Origin of the sequence: Rhodococcoides corynebacterioides, from assembly GCF_019834675.1 — a bacterium.
Classification (GTDB): domain Bacteria; phylum Actinomycetota; class Actinomycetes; order Mycobacteriales; family Mycobacteriaceae; genus Rhodococcoides; species Rhodococcoides corynebacterioides_A.
Genome location: NZ_JABUBU010000005.1, coordinates 103,817 through 118,737 on the forward strand (window position 1 = coordinate 103,817; position 14,921 = coordinate 118,737).

The window sequence follows — 14,921 nt, forward strand, 5'->3', positions numbered from 1 at the left end:
CCTGACCGACGGGAGACCGCTCGTGCTCACTCCACTCGCCATCGCCGGCGGAGGACTGCTGATCCTCCTCGTCCGCCATCTCGCCGATACCCGCCGCGGTGTCGTCGGGTTCGTCGCCAACGCGCTCGTCGTGATCGGCGCGCTCGCCGTCGGTGCTGTCGTCATCGGCGCACTCGTCGCGGGCGCGGCCGTGCTCGCGTTGATCGCGGCCGTGTGTCTGTTCGCCATTCCGCTCGCGTTGCTCGGCGGGTCGGTCGGCAACGGCAGCAAGAGCACCTACCCGCGCCGCTACTACTGACCCTCGCGCCGCCACCCCACCAGGTGGCGTTTGTCGAACAGGTCCCATGAGTAGATCGCGGATGCAATCACCGCGACCGCACCGATACCCGCGGCGAACCGCCAGTAGTCGGCCACCGCCGTTTCCTCGACACCGACCCACGCCATGAACGTCAGGAAAGTGGCCGCGACACCGGCCCCGGTCGGGACAGCCACCACCACGGCCCGCACCCACCCCGGCGCGATCGGGGCCAGGACACGCATCACCGCCCGCACCGCCAGGGCCACGAGAACCGCCGTTCCCCCGAGCAACGTGCACACCACGACCACGGTGATCGGAACCCCGATGAGAATCCACGCCACGAGGCCCAAGAGGTTGAGGCCATCCTGGGAGATGTCAATGACTACTACGACGACCCAGGTGGCGATGGTGCAGAGCGCCGGCCAGAGCATCGCCTGCACCCGCCAGCTCAGCCCGGTGCGTCGATAGCGAGGGTCGTCGGGGTCGGGCACGCCTCGAGCCTCCCACGTCGCCGAGCGGTGTCGTCGGTGATGCGTGTGTCGGTGTCGTGTTTTACAGTCGTCGGTGTTCGACCGTCGATGAGGGTCACGGTCGAGCGTCCATCACCGGTCGTCACACACCGCGTGTGCACACCACCGCTGCTGCGGGGGTGCACCTTTCGCGTACCTGTTGTGCGGCCGTCGACGCTCCCACGAGAGGCCCTCATGTCTTCGATCACCACGCTCGACAAGGACACCGTTCTCGCGCGCGCTCGCGCCGCGATCGACACCCGCACCCGCTACGTCGAATTTCTTTTCGACGCCGCAGCCGCCGCCTCCGCCGCACACACCGCGGCCGAAGCCGCCCGCAGTGCGGCGGCGGACGCCGACACCGCACTGGCGAAGGCGTACAAGGACGCCGTCGACGCCGGCTGGACGCCGGCCGAACTGAAGTCCGCCGGCCTGCCCGCACCGGCCTCCCCGCGTAAGCCGTCGCGGCGCGCGTCGGGTCGACGCATCCGCCCCGCCATCGATACACCCGCCGACACCGCGGTCGGCGACGGGGACGGCTCGACTGGCGCCGTCGACGCTCGCGCCGCGGGCGGTGCGGAGGTCCACCAGTGACGGTCGTGGAGGCGGTGATCACCGACCGGCGGGGCGACGGCAGCGGCCCACGCAGTGTGCACACACACGGGGTGTTCCCGGACGAATCCGCAGCGACCTGCTTCGTGCGGAACCAGCTCGTCGCCCTCCCCGCTCGCGGGGTCACCGACGTGCACGTGAGCCTGACCGCGCTCGGCGGAGACGACACCGCGCGGCCGCTGCATGACGTCTTCGGCGCGGTGGCCACCGTCGCGGCCGAGTTCGACACTCCCCCGGCCGTCGAACGGGACCTCGCCGCAACACTGACCCGCGCCGCCCGCAGTCGCCGCGTCGACGTCGCCGCCGTCCTCGAACGGGCGGCGGCAACCGCGGCGGCGAACGTCGGCGGCGCCGACCTACTGCTCGCAGCCTCACCGGAATCAGTGGCGGCGCACCACGTGTCCGCGTTGGCCGGCCTGGGCACCGATCCGGAACTGCCGCTACTGCGGCGCACCGAACCGGTGGTGCTCTATTCCGAAACGCGCGACCAACAGCTCGACGACTACGGCATCCGCGAACTGTGCACGCGGGACACCGTCGCGATTAGGGCGGAGCTGCGCCCGCCGACCGTGACGGTGCGCCGCGGGAGGAGTTGGATGCGGAGCTGGCGGCGGTGCAGACGCTCTGCGAGGCAGACGTGGAGACGTACGTGGCGACGTGGATCGCGGCGGCGACGTCGCGGGCCCGCGACCTCGGGTTGCCCGACGATGTGCCGGTGCTGCTGTCGACCGATGCCACCGAGAGTTACGACGACGGGGATCTCGAACCGCTCTACGACTACGCCTTCGCTACCGTCGCGTTGCCGGGGTGCGGGTACACCCCGACCACGTACCCGCACCGCGACGCCAGCGGGATGCCGGACGTCGAGGCGTTCGTCGACGCCGAACGCACCGCAAGCCGCTCGTATCGAGATCGCGCCGCCAGCGCTCGCAACAAGCACAGTCGACGCGAATCCGGTGTTGAGCGTGCTGCAGGCGAACCCCCCTCAATCCAGAAGCGTCGTCCTCGGAACCCCTTCTAACGCGACGAGGGCCCCACCCTCAGGGTGGGGCCCTCGCGCGGGGCTCGTCAGCGGCAAGCAGCGAGACCCGTGGGCGTCCGGTACCACTTGCCGGACTTGAACCCGATGTTCTTGCAGACCTGCGAGTACGAGTGGTAGATCGTCTTCTCCGTCGGCTTGATGTTGCCCGCCGCGTAGAGGTACTTGCAGTCGACGCCGTTCTTCCTGTCGACAGCGGTCTTGTAGTAGTGCTTCGGCGACGCACCCCTCGGGCTAGTCATCTGCTGGGCCGGAGTGCGGTCGTAACAGTACTGGTAGTACTCGATTACTCCGCCGTTGTGGACAGGGCCGGCAGAGGCGGCGGGAGCGATGACGGTGAGTCCTGCGGCGACCATGGCGAGTGTCGCCAGAACGGTGCCGACGGCTCGTTTCAGAGCGAAGAGAGACATCTGTTCCTCCGGTTCGTCGAGGGCGTTGTGCCCTCATGTCCGCGGAAGCCACCGGTATCGAACCGGAGAGATTGGCTTCCGCGGACTTGCCTGGGAGATCCCATCTTCGCGAGCATCTGACTCGCGGGATGACTTCCTCGACAGCGCCCCCTGGTTCCCGCGCCGGTTGGCGCCGATGCGGAGGGGGCCTGAACGATTCAGTAACAAGGGAAGTTAATACAGACCGACTGGGCCGTCAATAGTTGAGAGTCACCAAAAGCCGGGCCCCTGTGGGGTCCGGCCAGTGGCGGAGTACGTGGCGCGCCAACACCGCGCACCCAATGGGCTCCCAGGCAAGGAACCGTTTATATATAGATCGCCTCGCGGCTGACCTATACGAGAAACATAAGTGCTCAGGGCACTATTCGCCTCTCGATCAGAGGATTTTACGCACACCCCGCTTACAAGAGCAACACATTAGACGCAAGGCCTCTGACCTCGGTTTATGCAGCCGAGTAGTCACCTGCCACCCCGATCTTGCCTCACCGGGTGCAGTTCTACCTGTGTCCACGTTCCGGTATGACCGTTGAAGACGCGGCCGTCGGCGGTGACGTGGCGGGTGTCGCGCTCGGCCATGCCTCTATCAGCGGTGATCCGACGCCTTCTCCTGTCGGCGGCGACACTCGGGGAGACGTGAGAAACGCCAGGGGACTCGGAGCCATACCGACCGAAGACGACCAGGTCACCGGGGTGGGTGACGTGGTCGAAGAAGATAACGGGGGACCTCCCCCTCGGCCCGGTCGGGGACGGCTCCCCACTGGTGCGGCCCTCCGGTGCGGTGCACCTCGGGTGGTGCGGGCGCCCCCTGTTGTGGGGGCACCCGCACCGGGTGAGGGGGTGCTACTCCTCGGCGGTGTCGGCGGTGAGCTGCTGGTGGGCCTGCTCGGGGTGAGTTCGGCCGCGTGAGCTGCGCGGCCGGCGGTTGTCCCCGGTGGTGGGTCCGACCCCGGTTGTGGGTGCCTGAGATCGAGCGCAGCGGCCGGGAAATCTTGGGCATCCACACGAGGAACACGGTCGGTCCACGGCTGGGGGCAGCCGTCTGGTGAGCCTCCCGCCTCCGGTCGCCGCGGACTGCTGCAATAGCAGGATGAACAGCGGCGACGCACCGGTCGATGAACCGAAACCAGAACACTTATGGCGGTGGGTCATCGCCGGCACCATCGCAACCACGGTTATCGGCGCGGCGCTCTTCTACCTGTTCGCGTGGCAGCAAGGCGGTCACGTGTGGAACTGGTCGCTACGCGAGACAACTGGTCAGCAAATTTTCGATTCGGCTCGCACTACGGTCGCTCTCGTTGGCGTCATCGGACTCGGCGGCGCGGCACTGCTCGCCTACCGCCGCCAGCGCACAACCGAGCGAAGCACAGCGCTCAGCAGTCAGGCAGTGACACTCAGCCGCCAACAGTTCACACACGATGAAGTACGCATACTCCGAGAGCGCTACACCTCGGCAGCTGAGCAACTAGGGTCAGATTCGTTCGCCATCCGGCTCGCCGGTGTCTACGCCTTCGCATCCCTCGCCGACGACTGGGCGGAGGCCGGCAACACCTCGGAAAGACAAGTTTGTATCGACGTGCTGTGCGCGTATCTCCGCACACCGACCGGGGGGGGGAGGGATCTCGCGTCAGCCACTGACGCAGATTCAGGCACATCCGCCGGGCTGAATGCTCAAGAAGAGCAGGTGCGATCAACCATCGTGCGTGTCATCGCCGACCACACTCGCGATGCCCGCCGCGTCGGAGCTCGTACAGCCCAAGTGCTGAAAGCGCCGTGGAAAAACTGCGACTTCGACCTCAGGGGAGCTCGACTGACCAACATAGACTGGAGTCACTGCCAGTTTCTCGGGGCTCTCGATCTGTCGGGTGCGCACTTCATCTCTGGCGCAGATTTCAGCAGTTGCGTTTTCGAGCGTGTCTCGTTCGTAGACGCGAGGTTCGGTTCCGAACAAGAGGGTTCGCCGACTACCGTTCGCTTCCAGGACTGTCTGTTCACCGAGGCGGACTTCGAGTGGGCAAGGTTCTTTGTGAGCGTGGACTTCGCTCGGGCTACGAACCGGGGCACGCTCAGATTCGACCTGGCCTCGTTCCGTGGTCTACGGACCAATTTCCACGAGATGACCTTCGAAACCGGGAGCGGGACAACGTTTAATGCGGCCGACTTCGCGGGGGCAGTTCGGTTCACGTCCGGAACGTTCGAAGGCGCGGTCGAGCTGTCACTGGCGAGTTTTGCCGAGGTCAGCACGCTCAGCTTTCGCACACCGAAGAGCTGGGATGTGCCGCCGACCCTTCCTTGGTCAGAAGACGGTGAAGTGCCATCGTTCATGGACTCCGGGTGGCCGCCGCCGATTCCCGCCGAGACAGACGGCGCTGCCAAGAGCGATGCGCGAGACGCTGCTGCACGTGGAGCAACCGAACCGAAGACTGACAACTAATCAGTAAGACCGCGCCCGGTTTCGGGCTGGACGGCTGCCGCAGGCGTCTTCTACATTCGCAAGCGGATCGAGACGCCGTGCGGGTCGCCTCGGTCGTTCCCAGCACTCCACAGGTGAGTCGAGCAACGGTGCCGCGTCAGCGTGCAACCGGGTGCGGTGACTCACCGGGACCGACCGTCTCAAAAGGCCACATTCCATGTCCGCACCCATCTCGAACCGCTCTACGACTACGCCTTCGCCACCGTCGCGTTGCCGGGGTGCGGGTACACCCCCACCACCTACCCGCACCGCGACACCAGCGGGATGCCCGACGTCGAGGCGTTCGTTGACGCCGAACGCACCGCACACCGTTCGTATCGGGACCGCGTCGGCCGGTGACCCCGGCGGCGACGTACCTGCGAAGCGGTTTGTCTGCTCGATTTCGACCGTCTCCGCGCATCTCTTCTCGGGTGGACGACGACGTGAGCGTGACGGACCGAGGCTGCGGTCGTGAGTTGCCGGTTCTGGTGCCGCGGCCGTCAGACGACGAGAGCCGCAGACCAGTGGTCTGCGGCTCTCGACGTGCAAGGGACGGTGCCCGCCAGTGCGCCTCTCGGCAGGTGGCCGCTCGTAGCGGCGAAAGGGGTGGTACCCGGGGCATTGGGACCGAACACCGTCGGCCTGTCCAACGACGGGGGCGGCAAAGGTATTCCGGTGTCGTCGGCCGGGACGGCCGGCGTGTGTGCGCGGTGTGGTTCAGCGGGGGTCGGTCGTCCAGGGGCGGTCGGCGCGGTCGTCGTCGGCGACGGCGGTGGTGAGCGACCACGGTTGCTGCGACTGTTCCGGCCGGTCGGTGGCCGCTGGTCGCTGCGACTGGCTGTGTCCGCGGATCAGCATGGTCATCGCGATGAGGGCGAACACCACGGTCAGCATCAGTCCGCCGTCGGCGGCGGTGAGGTTCCCCCCCGATGCGAATCCGCGGTCGGCGGTCGCGTTACCGATCAGCATTACCGAGCACATCGCGATCACCAGGACGAGCAGGGCGAGGGTCAGCTTGGTCAGCAGCGGCATCGAACTGGTGGCCTTACGGAAGTCGGGCACAGGGAAGGACCTCTTTTGTCTGGTGGGTCGGACGGCGCCAGGGGGCACCAACACGAAGCCGTCAGCCGGTGGGCGGCGCACGTCGCCCGTCGGGGTGGAGAACTGCGCTGGTCAGGTGTTGACGAGCTGGCTGACGCGTTGGAAGGTCACCCCGAGCAGGGTTCCGATGTCGCGGACGGGGACCTGGGCGGCGGCGAGTTCGCGGGCGAACGCGGCGGTGTCGGCGCGGACCTTCGCCTCCTCGGCTTCGAGGCGATCGCGGCGGGCGCGAATGTCGGCCACGCGGGCGGTGAGGTCACCGTCCCCGGCGGCGAGTTCGACGTGCACGTCGATACTCACCTCGTCGAGCGCAGTGCCGGTCTCGAGGGCCACCAGTTCACGGGCGGCGGTGTCGACGTCGCCGAGTCGGCGGGCTTGGGTGAGGGCGTCCAGTTCGGGCACGGCGACCATCCACCACTTGCCGTCGCGGGTCACCGACACCGTGTAGGTCGTGCTCACTGCTCTCGCGCCTCCTTCATGGCCTTGACGATGTTGCGGTACACACCCGGCGAGATGGTGCGGTGCCCATCCGGAACGGTGATCTTCACCGACCCGTCGGCGGACACCCACATCGTGTGCGAGCCGACCGTGCGGAGCGGGGAGAACCCTGCGCCGCGGAGTTCCTTCTGCACTTTGCGAGTGGGCTGATCCGCGACCATGATTCTAGTCTAGCCTACTGGACTGTTTCTAGTCAATCGCGCTAGACGAATGCAGGCGACGTCAGAACAGGACGTGTTGTGCGTCGGCGGCGGCTCGGTCGCGGTCGGCGCACCACAGGGAATGCAGGTGCCGGGCGACGCGGGAGTGCACACCGAGGTCGTCGGCGAGCGTGGCCCAGTCGGCGTTGCGGGCGAGTTCGGTGCCGAGCCAGCGGCCGGCGTCGACTCCGTCTGCGGTGAGCGTCCCGTCGGCGGTGAGGTACCGATCTGGATCCGCGACGGCCGCGTCCTGGTGCTGCGTCATCACTGCATTCCTCCTGATCGAAAGGCATTCAGGCGGTTCCACGCGGCGCGCTGCTCGCGGCCGAGCTGAACCATGTAGTCGAACAACTCCTCCTCCGGTCCCTGTTCGGCGGCCTGGGTGATCCGCTGTCCGGCGATGTGGAACGACCGCCGGTAGGACTGGGAGAGCACGATGTCGGCGTAGTGCACGGCGGAGACGGCGGGGGCGTCGGCGGTGACGACGTCGGCGAGCACCCGCCGCAGCGGGGCGTCCTTCTGCCCTCCCCCGGCGCGATGGATCACCGCGGCGACGGAGGCGGGGTCGTGCGGCCGGTCCTCGGTGACGAGGGCGGCGACGACGGTGAACAGTTCGGCGTGCGTCGGGTTCTCGAAGTCGCCGGGGGTGAGCGCGGTGGCGACGCGGGTCGTGTCGGCGGGCTCGGTGGACCACATGAGGGCGCAGAGGGTGAGCGATTCCGGGTCGGTCCGCGGGTCCAGTTCGCCCTGCTCGTCGACGGTGGTGTCACCGGCCGATGCGGCGACGGGCGCAGTGTCGGGCGCGAGGTCGCGGACCGCAGCGTCGTGGCCGGCCGCATCGTCGTCGGGGCCTTCGGTGGGGACGGCTCGGAGTGCGCTCACGGCTCTCACCTGCTCTCGTGTGGTGGTCAAGCGGCGGCGAGTTCGGCGATGCGGCCGTCGCGGTATCCGGACCAGTGGGTGCTCTCGTCGACCACGACGACGGGGGCGGCGAGGTAACCGAGGGCCATCACGTAGTCGCGGGCGTCGGCGTCGAGGCTGATGTCGACGGCGGTGTAGTCGATGCCGGCCTTGTCCAATGCACGGAAGGTGGCCTTGCATTGGTAGCAATTCGGCTTGGTGTAGACGGTCACCGCAGACATAGCTCGGGCCCTTTCGGTATTCACTGAGATTACTTCTATCCTATCCCCCATTTCTCTATCGAGCAATAATGTGAGGCCTTTTCACGGTAACGATTTTGTTGCGCATACCGTTGGTTCGCAATACTTCTCACCAGATCGCGTTTGCGGACTCGCGCGGAAAAGTCGCGGCGATACCGCACGTTAGCGGTTTACCCTACCGGCCAATCACGATTATCGGAAATGCGTAGTGACGCGGCGGTCCTTTTCCGCGCGTCAAGACCGCGGCAAACGGAATTGGCGACTTGCATGCCCATGCCCCCGGATGGGCGATACGGTCGCGTTGTGACGTTCTCAAATGGGTCTCCCCCCGCCGGCTGGTACCCGGATCCGGAACCACCAGGGTCGCAGCTTCCGCGGTCACCGCGGTTGCGCTGGTGGGATGGACAAGAGTGGACCGATCGAGTCGACCCTCCGGTGACCACCTCACCTGCCGCACCCAAAGCCCCCGGCCGGCAATCGATGGGTCTGCGCAAACCGACCGCGTCCGTCCCGACACCTCGGCCACCCGTCGGAAACACCGGCCCTCCTCAGACGCCGGAGGCACACTCGACGAGCAATCTCGCCCGGTCCGTCGATTCTGGCGTCACACCCAATCCTCGACGCGGGCGGCCTGCGCACATGTGGTGGATCACGGGGGCCGCTGCCTTGGTGGTTCTCGCCGTGATTGCTGTACTCGTGGTGTTCGTCCGAAGCTCACGTGACGCTATGGACACCAGCGCCCTGCCCTCTGTTCTGAGTTGCCGGATCCAGTCGACGTCCGAGCCCTTGAGCAAGCGCGCGACCGTCAACGGTGTTCCGCCGTCGATACTGGCCAAAGGGGGCACGGCGGAATTGATCGACGAGAACCAGCTGCTCCTGAAGCTGGAGTTCACCGGTCCACTACCGCCCCTGCCGACGAGCTCCGGCACCGCCAAGAACCCAGTTACAGTCGGGTTGAACTATAGCTTCATCGTAAACCTGGACCGTCCGGAAACCCACCCGTACGCAGTCATACGCGGGACCGATGGTTGGAGCATCGTCGATTTCTCCGATGGTTCATACGAGGGCATCGTCCTTGACGACCTCCCGAACATCACGGTCGGACCCGACACTGTAGATCTGATTCTCGAGTTGGACAGACTCCCCGCCCTACCCAAACGACTCGACCCAGTTGTGTACGTCGACACCCTCAATCGGACCAACCAATATGCGGACGTCGATTATTACCTGGAGCAGGCGTGCGAGTGATTTGTTCCTCGGGGCGCTTGTGGCAGTCAGCAGACCAGTGAGGAACGCCCGGCGCACCTCGGCTGCGACACCGCCGGCTCGGTCGACGGCGATCGTGCGGCGGCTGCTGGGCGCGTTCGGCGTCCCTGTATCCGGGTTCCTGAAGTGGTCGACCTGCGGCTGGTCATTGTGAGCGGATGGGAAGCTACGAGCATGACTGCGCCCACTACGAAGAAGGATGCGTCGCGACGAGACCGCCGATCACTCGTCGTGGCCGCTGGCATCGTCGGAGTTCTGGTCGTCGTCGCTGCTGTTGCCGTCTTCACGCGGTCGTCGGACGACGATGATGTCCAGTTGGATTGGACCGGGTTCCCCCGTGCCTTGGGCTGCGAATCGGTGCCACACGGCAGCGAGAGCCGCGACATCCCATCGGTGGTGCAGAGTCCCGCGCCGGACCAAGTGCTCGCGCGATCGGTCCTCATGGAGCACCCTTCGGATCAACACTTGAAGATCACCGTTCGATTCGCAGGCACACCGCCGCCGGCCCCGAGGCAGGTGCCGATCCCGGGTTACGGCGACCAGCAGTTCGCGGAGCCGGGCAGTTCCGACTTCTCCCTCGTGCTCTTTCCCGGCGGACCCGCCGCGAACGACAACAGCTACAACCTCACGATCTATAGGGAGGACCTCACCGCCGACGAGTTCGTGCAAGGGCAATGGATGGTCACCGGAGACTCCACGTTCACCGACGACAGTCCCGCTGAGGGCATCACAACGACTGTCGACGAGGTGGCGCTCGCCGGGAACACCATCGCCCTCACCATCGACCTGTCTCGGTTCCCACCGGTCGCGGCGGCGTGGAAGCAACCTGTAGACCTCAGCGTCTACCCCATCACGAATGGATACCCCGACCCCTACACCGGCGGTGGCCTCATCCAGTACCAACGTCAGGACTGCATCGACCGGACTGCGAACACCACCTCTGCCACCGAGCTCGCGGCGCCACCCACCTCCGCGACCACATCACCGCCGGCCGCTCCCCCGCAAACCGAGAGGTCGTCGGAATCCGCAGAATCCGAGGTAGGCGATCTGTTCGCCGGGATGCCCGCCGACCCCGGCAGTTGCGCCGATGGAGGTATATGCCAACTCTCGGCGCCTAGCGGCAATTACTACTGCACGATCTCGCGCGTCGGCGCATTCTGCTCCCCTCCGCTGGGAGAACCCCTGACGGCCGGGGTGGACGCGCGTCTGATCTCGGTCGGCGCGGACGGAGAAACGAAGTTCCTCACCGATGCGGGCGGGAACTCGCACACGGAGGACCGCGGGACGATGAGCGAGTTCACCCTGCCATACGGCAACACCGTCACCGCTTACGGAATGACGTGTGCGTTCCGAGGCTCCACCGGCGGTGCGAGCTGCCGTCACGACGCATCCGGGCACGGTTTCACCATTGACCCCGCTCAGTACCGCTTCTTCTGACGCTCCGGCCGACGCAGCGCGTCGCTGTATTGTCAGGGTGACCGGGACTGCCGGTACACGACGACCGACCAAGGATTTTCGATGCCGACCGAACCACCGCTCGACGAGCTGCTCACGCTCGACGCTGTGCTCGAGCGCATCAAGGAACGCAGTGGCCGGGTGATCGGGGCGTCGACGTGGCGGTCCTACGTCGCCCGCGAGCAGGCTCCGGGGCCCGTCCGGCGGGTGGGCCGGCTCCCCTTCTTCTCCCCCGACGACATCGACGCCTGGATCGACAACCGTCCCGGCCGAGGCAACTGGCGCACCGGCGACACGGACCGGTAGACCGCCCGGCGTCGTTCCGCATCTGCGGCCCCCCGCACGTCACACGAACGCCTGATGCCCCGATCCGCTGTGTGCGGTCGGGGCATCGGGCGTTGCGACAGGGGAACTGCTGGGCTCAGTCGTCGTCGAGGGTGGCGTAGGCGGCGTCGACGGTGGTGTTGCCGATGGCGGCTTGCTCGACGGGGCTGAGGGTGTGTCCGGCGTCGGCGAGAAACGTCAGGTAGGTGTCGATGCCCTGGAGTCCTCGGTAGCTCTTCTCGCTGTAGCGCCAGTAGTCCTTGCTGTCCTGGGTGCCGGTCAGGCGCGCCTCGAAGGCGGTCAGGACGCGGGCAAGGAGTAACACCTCGCACTGCCCGGCGGTGGCCTTCGCCACTTTCGCGGCGGCGGTGGTGGGGTCGGTGCCGGTGATGGACCCGTACAGCTCGCCGGCCTTGAACTCCGTGAGCAGCGAGGGGTGCCGGGCAAGGACTCCGACGACCCACCGGGTGGTGTTCTTCGGGGCGCTCTTGGCGCTGAGCAGGCCGGTGAGGAACGCGCGGCGCATCTCGGTGGCGACACCGCCGGCCCGGTTGAGGGCGATGGTGCGGCGCCGCTGGGCGCGGTCGGCGTCCTTGCGTTCGGCTTCCGCGCGAGCTGCGGCCCGCTGGGACGGTGAGAGTCCGTCCTCGGCGTCCCCCGCGTCACCGCCCGCCGCGGCGAGCTCCGGCGCGAGTGCGAAGCCGGCGTCGGCGCGGCGGGAATGGTGGAGGTAGAACTCGAACGACCACGACGTGGTCTTGGTGACGGCGTCGGCGCGGATCAGGCCGTCGATGGCCTCGAGGTCGGGGTCGTCTCGGGTGTCCCAGTCGATGAGCGTGTCGTCGACTTCGTGGCCGTCGGCGTCGACCCAGACGACACCGGCCTCGCTGGGGTGCACGTGCCACAGGTGCGGTGCGCTGTGTGGGGCATCGTCGGGGATCGGCTTCCCGTCGGGGGTGCGCAGGTCGGCTGGGGTGAACCAGTCGCCGCCGGTGGTGCTGGGTTCGTTGTGGATCACGGTGAACCCGCGCTGGGCGTGTTCGGTGGCCGCGGCGGTAGCGGCGTCCATCGCGGCGACGTCTTCGCGCAGATGCGCCAGGTGGTAGCTGATGCCGTAGCCGCCGAGGATCCGCTCGATGCGGTCCGGGATCGCGGGGTACCGGTCGGCGGCGGTCTCGAGCTCGGCGAGGATCGCGGCGTCGTCGAGGGTCAGACGCCGATCGGCCAGGTGGTCGTCCACCTTCGCCGAGCGTCCGGCGGTCGCGGCGGTGCGGGTGAACTTCTCGCCGAGCTGGGTGATCTTGGCGACGCGCTCGACGTCGAGGCCGAGGTCGAGCAACTCGGTGACCGCACCGACCTTGTGGCGGGTGGTGATCGGGGCGCGCTGTTCGTTGGTGTGGAGCTGGCCGGTGACGCGGTCGATCTGGGCTTGCCGCTCGTCGTCGGATTCAGCGTCGACCAGGACCGGCACCGCGCTCAGGCCGGCCTCACGGGCGGCGAGGATGCGGCGTTGGCCGTCGATGATGCGCAGGGTGCCGTCGGCTCGGCGGGTGGCGCTGATGGCGGTCAGAACGCCGCGCTCGGCAATCGACCGGACGAACTCGGGGTCGTCGGTGATGACGACGTCGGTGCGGATGTTCTCACCGATCACCAGCTCGGTGGGGTCGGCGAGGACCAGGGACGGGGTCGATGCGGTGGTGGTCATGGCGGGGTGTCTCCCAACTAGTGTGTGGTGGTGAGACACCGGGCAGTTAAGGGCTGTCCGGTGTTTCGCGTTCTCGGTCGGTGCGCGGCGCTCGCCCCGCGCGGCTGGGCCGGGTCGCGCTAGGCGCTGAGCCCGATCGCGGTGATCGGCGCGGTCCAGGTGCGGCCCCATTCGTCGGCCCCGGTGACCGTCCACTCCCCCACCAGCTCGTAGCCGTGGTGGCGCAGCAGCTCGGTGGCCATGTCGGTGGTCCAGTCCAGTGCGGGCAGAGCTTCCAGGTCCGCGACCAGGTACTCGAACGGGCCCGCGGTTGCGGCCAGGGCGATGCCGAGACCGTGCCGGTCGTGTCCGCTCTCGGAGGTGGTGGCGGTCAGATTCGTGGGCGTTTCGCTCATACCTCAATAATACAGCGTTGCGCTGTAATAGCAAGCGGGACAACGGAATTCGTTGGCGTCCAAAGGCGGTCACAGTCGCTGACCGAGCAGACCCGGGAGCCTCGTCCTGCACGCTTCACCGCGGAGCAGTTCTCGGGGCGTTATCGAGGTTCTGCGTACGAGACCCGATGGGCGACAGGGGGCGGTAACGATCCGGCCTTGTCTACCGACAGTGAGGTGGCTGCTCGACCGAGCGTCCATTAGCGAAGGAGCCTTCGTGGCACGTCATCTCTGGACGAACGTTGCGGTTTTGTGCGCCACAGCCCTCATCGTTGCAGGGTGTTCAGCGGGTGCCGCAACGGAGACTCCGCCGCCCGTAGTCACGGCTCAGGCCGATTCGAAGTCCACCACGGCAACGAGCACCGCTTCTGCGCCCGCCCGAACGAGCAGCGCAGCTCCCCGATCCACGCCTGCCGGACAGCTCACCCCGCCTGTTGTGGTCGAAGACGGATGGAGTTTGTCCCCTGACGGGGAGTTCGTCTCGTTCGGTGTGCGCGTGAGGAACGATGGACCTACTTCTGCACTGCCTTCAATCACCGTCACTGCGATTGATGCCAGCGGTGCACCGCTCGAAACCAAGCAAGAAAAGCTGGGTTTCTTCATGGCTGGTACCGATGCCTATATAGGTGGGACATTCATCGATTCCAGCGACATCGCGAATCTTCAAATCACAACGGAAGCAGGCCAGAAGCCGTTCACGGACGCGCCACCGGTGGCCATAACCGCTGAGGCCACGATCCAAGGAACCGGCTATTCTCCTCGCATCGCCCTCGCCGCGCGGTCGAACAGCTCCGAACCCGTCGAATCGCCTGCGCGCATCTTCTTCGTTTTTCGAGACGAAGGTGGTGACATCGTCGGGGGGACGACTGCGTTCACGTCGAGCTCGATCCAGCCAGGTCGTGTACTCAATGAGGCGCCGTTCATCACCGGTTTCGCGCCCGACACCGCAACGAGTGCCGATGTCACCATCGCCGCGTCGGTCGGGTAACCCAAGAACGAAGGATCAGAACCACTTGCTAGCTGGGAGCACTGCAGGCCTGCTCGCTCCCATTCGAGTTGCCCTATCGAACGACACGAGAAAGACGGTCCGCATGGAACCTGGATTCGATCGACGGCGTATTACGAGCGCGGTGGTGGTCGCGCTCGGAACAATAGCGATTCTGTCCAGTTGCAGCTCCGAACCCGATTCTGCGGCTGCCTCCACCTCGTCTCGCTCGACTACCACCACGGCTACTAACACCGCCACAGATGCGATGCCTTCGTTGGAACGGACGACTACACCGGAGGAACCGACGACTGCGGTGACGCGACCGGACTACAGCGAACCGCCCGTGTCGCCGAATTACTCGGTTCCGCCGCAGGTCGACACTGACGACTACGACGCGCTTCAGCCGGAGGCGCCGGGATTGGCGTGGCCGGAGC

The 14,921-nt window shown here is 66.7% G+C and carries 18 protein-coding genes and 1 pseudogene; 9 read left to right on the forward strand and 10 right to left on the reverse strand.

Features of this window, described 5'->3' with window-relative positions; genetic code table 11:
• Nucleotides 1-22: 22 nt before the first annotated feature.
• Complete coding sequence (locus HQ603_RS09225) at nt 23-298, forward strand: hypothetical protein (protein ID WP_222684250.1); 276 nt, start codon at nt 23-25, stop codon at nt 296-298.
• On the opposite strand, the gene HQ603_RS09230 is transcribed toward HQ603_RS09225, so the two are convergent.
• The gene (locus HQ603_RS09230) at nt 292-789 is read right to left on the reverse strand and encodes a hypothetical protein (RefSeq protein ID WP_222684251.1); all 498 of its coding nucleotides are present in this window, start codon (nt 787-789) and stop codon (nt 292-294) included. The genes HQ603_RS09225 and HQ603_RS09230 overlap by 7 nt on opposite strands.
• A 213-nt stretch (nt 790-1,002) precedes the next feature.
• On the opposite strand from HQ603_RS09230, the gene HQ603_RS09235 reads away from it, so the two are divergent.
• Entirely contained in the window at nt 1,003-1,401 is a 399-nt protein-coding gene (locus HQ603_RS09235; protein ID WP_222684252.1) for a hypothetical protein, read from the forward strand.
• Nucleotides 1,402-2,032: 631 nt separating this feature from the next.
• Nucleotides 2,033-2,440 carry a hypothetical protein gene (locus HQ603_RS09240; RefSeq protein ID WP_222684253.1) on the forward strand — a complete coding sequence of 136 codons (408 nt, stop codon included), beginning with the start codon at nt 2,033-2,035 and terminating at the stop codon, nt 2,438-2,440.
• Between the two features lie 47 nt (nt 2,441-2,487).
• On the opposite strand, the gene HQ603_RS09245 is transcribed toward HQ603_RS09240, so the two are convergent.
• On the reverse strand, nt 2,488-2,868 hold the full coding sequence (locus tag HQ603_RS09245; protein WP_222684254.1) for a hypothetical protein: 381 nt from the start codon (nt 2,866-2,868) through the stop codon (nt 2,488-2,490).
• Between the two features lie 1,126 nt (nt 2,869-3,994).
• Between HQ603_RS09245 and HQ603_RS09250 the strand changes: the two genes are divergently transcribed.
• The gene (locus tag HQ603_RS09250; protein WP_222684255.1) at nt 3,995-5,338 is read left to right on the forward strand and encodes a pentapeptide repeat-containing protein; all 1,344 of its coding nucleotides are present in this window, start codon (nt 3,995-3,997) and stop codon (nt 5,336-5,338) included.
• A gap of 735 nt (nt 5,339-6,073) precedes the next feature.
• Here the strand turns inward: HQ603_RS09250 and HQ603_RS09255 are convergent.
• The 6 genes from HQ603_RS09255 to nrdH all read right to left on the reverse strand — a co-directional run bounded on the left by HQ603_RS09255 (nt 6,074) and on the right by nrdH (nt 8,297).
• Complete coding sequence (locus HQ603_RS09255) at nt 6,074-6,418, reverse strand: hypothetical protein (protein WP_222684256.1); 345 nt, start codon at nt 6,416-6,418, stop codon at nt 6,074-6,076.
• 111 nt (nt 6,419-6,529) lie between these two features.
• The gene (locus tag HQ603_RS09260; protein ID WP_308126433.1) at nt 6,530-6,916 is read right to left on the reverse strand and encodes a HicB family toxin-antitoxin system; all 387 of its coding nucleotides are present in this window, start codon (nt 6,914-6,916) and stop codon (nt 6,530-6,532) included.
• The gene (locus HQ603_RS09265; protein ID WP_222684257.1) at nt 6,913-7,116 is read right to left on the reverse strand and encodes a type II toxin-antitoxin system HicA family toxin; all 204 of its coding nucleotides are present in this window, start codon (nt 7,114-7,116) and stop codon (nt 6,913-6,915) included. The genes HQ603_RS09260 and HQ603_RS09265 overlap by 4 nt, the downstream gene beginning before the upstream one ends.
• Before the next feature lie 61 nt (nt 7,117-7,177).
• Complete coding sequence (locus HQ603_RS09270; protein ID WP_222684258.1) at nt 7,178-7,420, reverse strand: hypothetical protein; 243 nt, start codon at nt 7,418-7,420, stop codon at nt 7,178-7,180.
• Complete coding sequence (locus tag HQ603_RS09275) at nt 7,420-8,037, reverse strand: DnaB-like helicase N-terminal domain-containing protein (protein WP_222684259.1); 618 nt, start codon at nt 8,035-8,037, stop codon at nt 7,420-7,422. The genes HQ603_RS09270 and HQ603_RS09275 overlap by 1 nt, the downstream gene beginning before the upstream one ends.
• A gap of 26 nt (nt 8,038-8,063) precedes the next feature.
• Nucleotides 8,064-8,297 carry a glutaredoxin-like protein NrdH gene (gene nrdH, locus HQ603_RS09280; RefSeq protein WP_222684260.1) on the reverse strand — a complete coding sequence of 78 codons (234 nt, stop codon included), beginning with the start codon at nt 8,295-8,297 and terminating at the stop codon, nt 8,064-8,066.
• Nucleotides 8,298-8,588: 291 nt separating this feature from the next.
• On the opposite strand from nrdH, the pseudogene HQ603_RS19230 reads away from it, so the two are divergent.
• From HQ603_RS19230 to HQ603_RS09295, 4 genes and pseudogenes are all read left to right on the forward strand, one after another.
• Nucleotides 8,589-8,753, forward strand: a pseudogene (locus HQ603_RS19230) (DUF2510 domain-containing protein); the annotation flags it as partial.
• A gap of 288 nt (nt 8,754-9,041) precedes the next feature.
• Nucleotides 9,042-9,563 (forward strand): hypothetical protein, encoded by a 522-nt coding sequence (locus HQ603_RS18905; protein ID WP_261773606.1) that lies wholly within the window; start codon nt 9,042-9,044, stop codon nt 9,561-9,563.
• A 192-nt stretch (nt 9,564-9,755) separates the two neighbouring features.
• Nucleotides 9,756-11,018, forward strand: a complete 1,263-nt coding sequence (locus HQ603_RS09290) for a hypothetical protein (protein WP_222684262.1) — start codon at nt 9,756-9,758, stop codon at nt 11,016-11,018.
• A gap of 81 nt (nt 11,019-11,099) precedes the next feature.
• Complete coding sequence (locus HQ603_RS09295; RefSeq protein WP_222684263.1) at nt 11,100-11,342, forward strand: helix-turn-helix transcriptional regulator; 243 nt, start codon at nt 11,100-11,102, stop codon at nt 11,340-11,342.
• A 115-nt stretch (nt 11,343-11,457) separates the two neighbouring features.
• On the opposite strand, the gene HQ603_RS09300 is transcribed toward HQ603_RS09295, so the two are convergent.
• Together HQ603_RS09300 and HQ603_RS09305 are read right to left on the reverse strand one after the other, a co-directional pair.
• Nucleotides 11,458-13,065, reverse strand: a complete 1,608-nt coding sequence (locus HQ603_RS09300; RefSeq protein ID WP_222684264.1) for a ParB/RepB/Spo0J family partition protein — start codon at nt 13,063-13,065, stop codon at nt 11,458-11,460.
• Between the two features lie 119 nt (nt 13,066-13,184).
• The gene (locus HQ603_RS09305) at nt 13,185-13,460 is read right to left on the reverse strand and encodes a hypothetical protein (protein ID WP_222684265.1); all 276 of its coding nucleotides are present in this window, start codon (nt 13,458-13,460) and stop codon (nt 13,185-13,187) included.
• Between the two features lie 256 nt (nt 13,461-13,716).
• Here HQ603_RS09305 and HQ603_RS09310 point away from each other — a divergent pair, with 256 nt between their 5' ends.
• Complete coding sequence (locus HQ603_RS09310) at nt 13,717-14,487, forward strand: hypothetical protein (protein ID WP_222684266.1); 771 nt, start codon at nt 13,717-13,719, stop codon at nt 14,485-14,487.
• Nucleotides 14,488-14,921 lie beyond the last annotated feature (434 nt).

What these genes read in the sequence shown, in the direction of transcription:
- HQ603_RS09295 (WP_222684263.1), top strand. Translation starts at nt 11,100, where the DNA reads ATGCCGACCGAACCACCGCTCGACGAGCTGCTCACGCTCGACGCTGTG.
- HQ603_RS09245 (WP_222684254.1), bottom strand. Translation starts at nt 2,868, where the DNA reads ATGTCTCTCTTCGCTCTGAAACGAGCCGTCGGCACCGTTCTGGCGACA.
- HQ603_RS09270 (WP_222684258.1), bottom strand. Translation starts at nt 7,420, where the DNA reads ATGACGCAGCACCAGGACGCGGCCGTCGCGGATCCAGATCGGTACCTC.
- HQ603_RS09290 (WP_222684262.1), top strand. Translation starts at nt 9,756, where the DNA reads ATGACTGCGCCCACTACGAAGAAGGATGCGTCGCGACGAGACCGCCGA.
- HQ603_RS09265 (WP_222684257.1), bottom strand. Translation starts at nt 7,116, where the DNA reads ATGGTCGCGGATCAGCCCACTCGCAAAGTGCAGAAGGAACTCCGCGGC.
- HQ603_RS09235 (WP_222684252.1), top strand. Translation starts at nt 1,003, where the DNA reads ATGTCTTCGATCACCACGCTCGACAAGGACACCGTTCTCGCGCGCGCT.
- HQ603_RS09305 (WP_222684265.1), bottom strand. Translation starts at nt 13,460, where the DNA reads ATGAGCGAAACGCCCACGAATCTGACCGCCACCACCTCCGAGAGCGGA.
- HQ603_RS09250 (WP_222684255.1), top strand. Translation starts at nt 3,995, where the DNA reads ATGAACAGCGGCGACGCACCGGTCGATGAACCGAAACCAGAACACTTA.
- HQ603_RS09300 (WP_222684264.1), bottom strand. Translation starts at nt 13,065, where the DNA reads ATGACCACCACCGCATCGACCCCGTCCCTGGTCCTCGCCGACCCCACC.
- HQ603_RS18905 (WP_261773606.1), top strand. Translation starts at nt 9,042, where the DNA reads ATGGACACCAGCGCCCTGCCCTCTGTTCTGAGTTGCCGGATCCAGTCG.
- nrdH (WP_222684260.1), bottom strand. Translation starts at nt 8,297, where the DNA reads ATGTCTGCGGTGACCGTCTACACCAAGCCGAATTGCTACCAATGCAAG.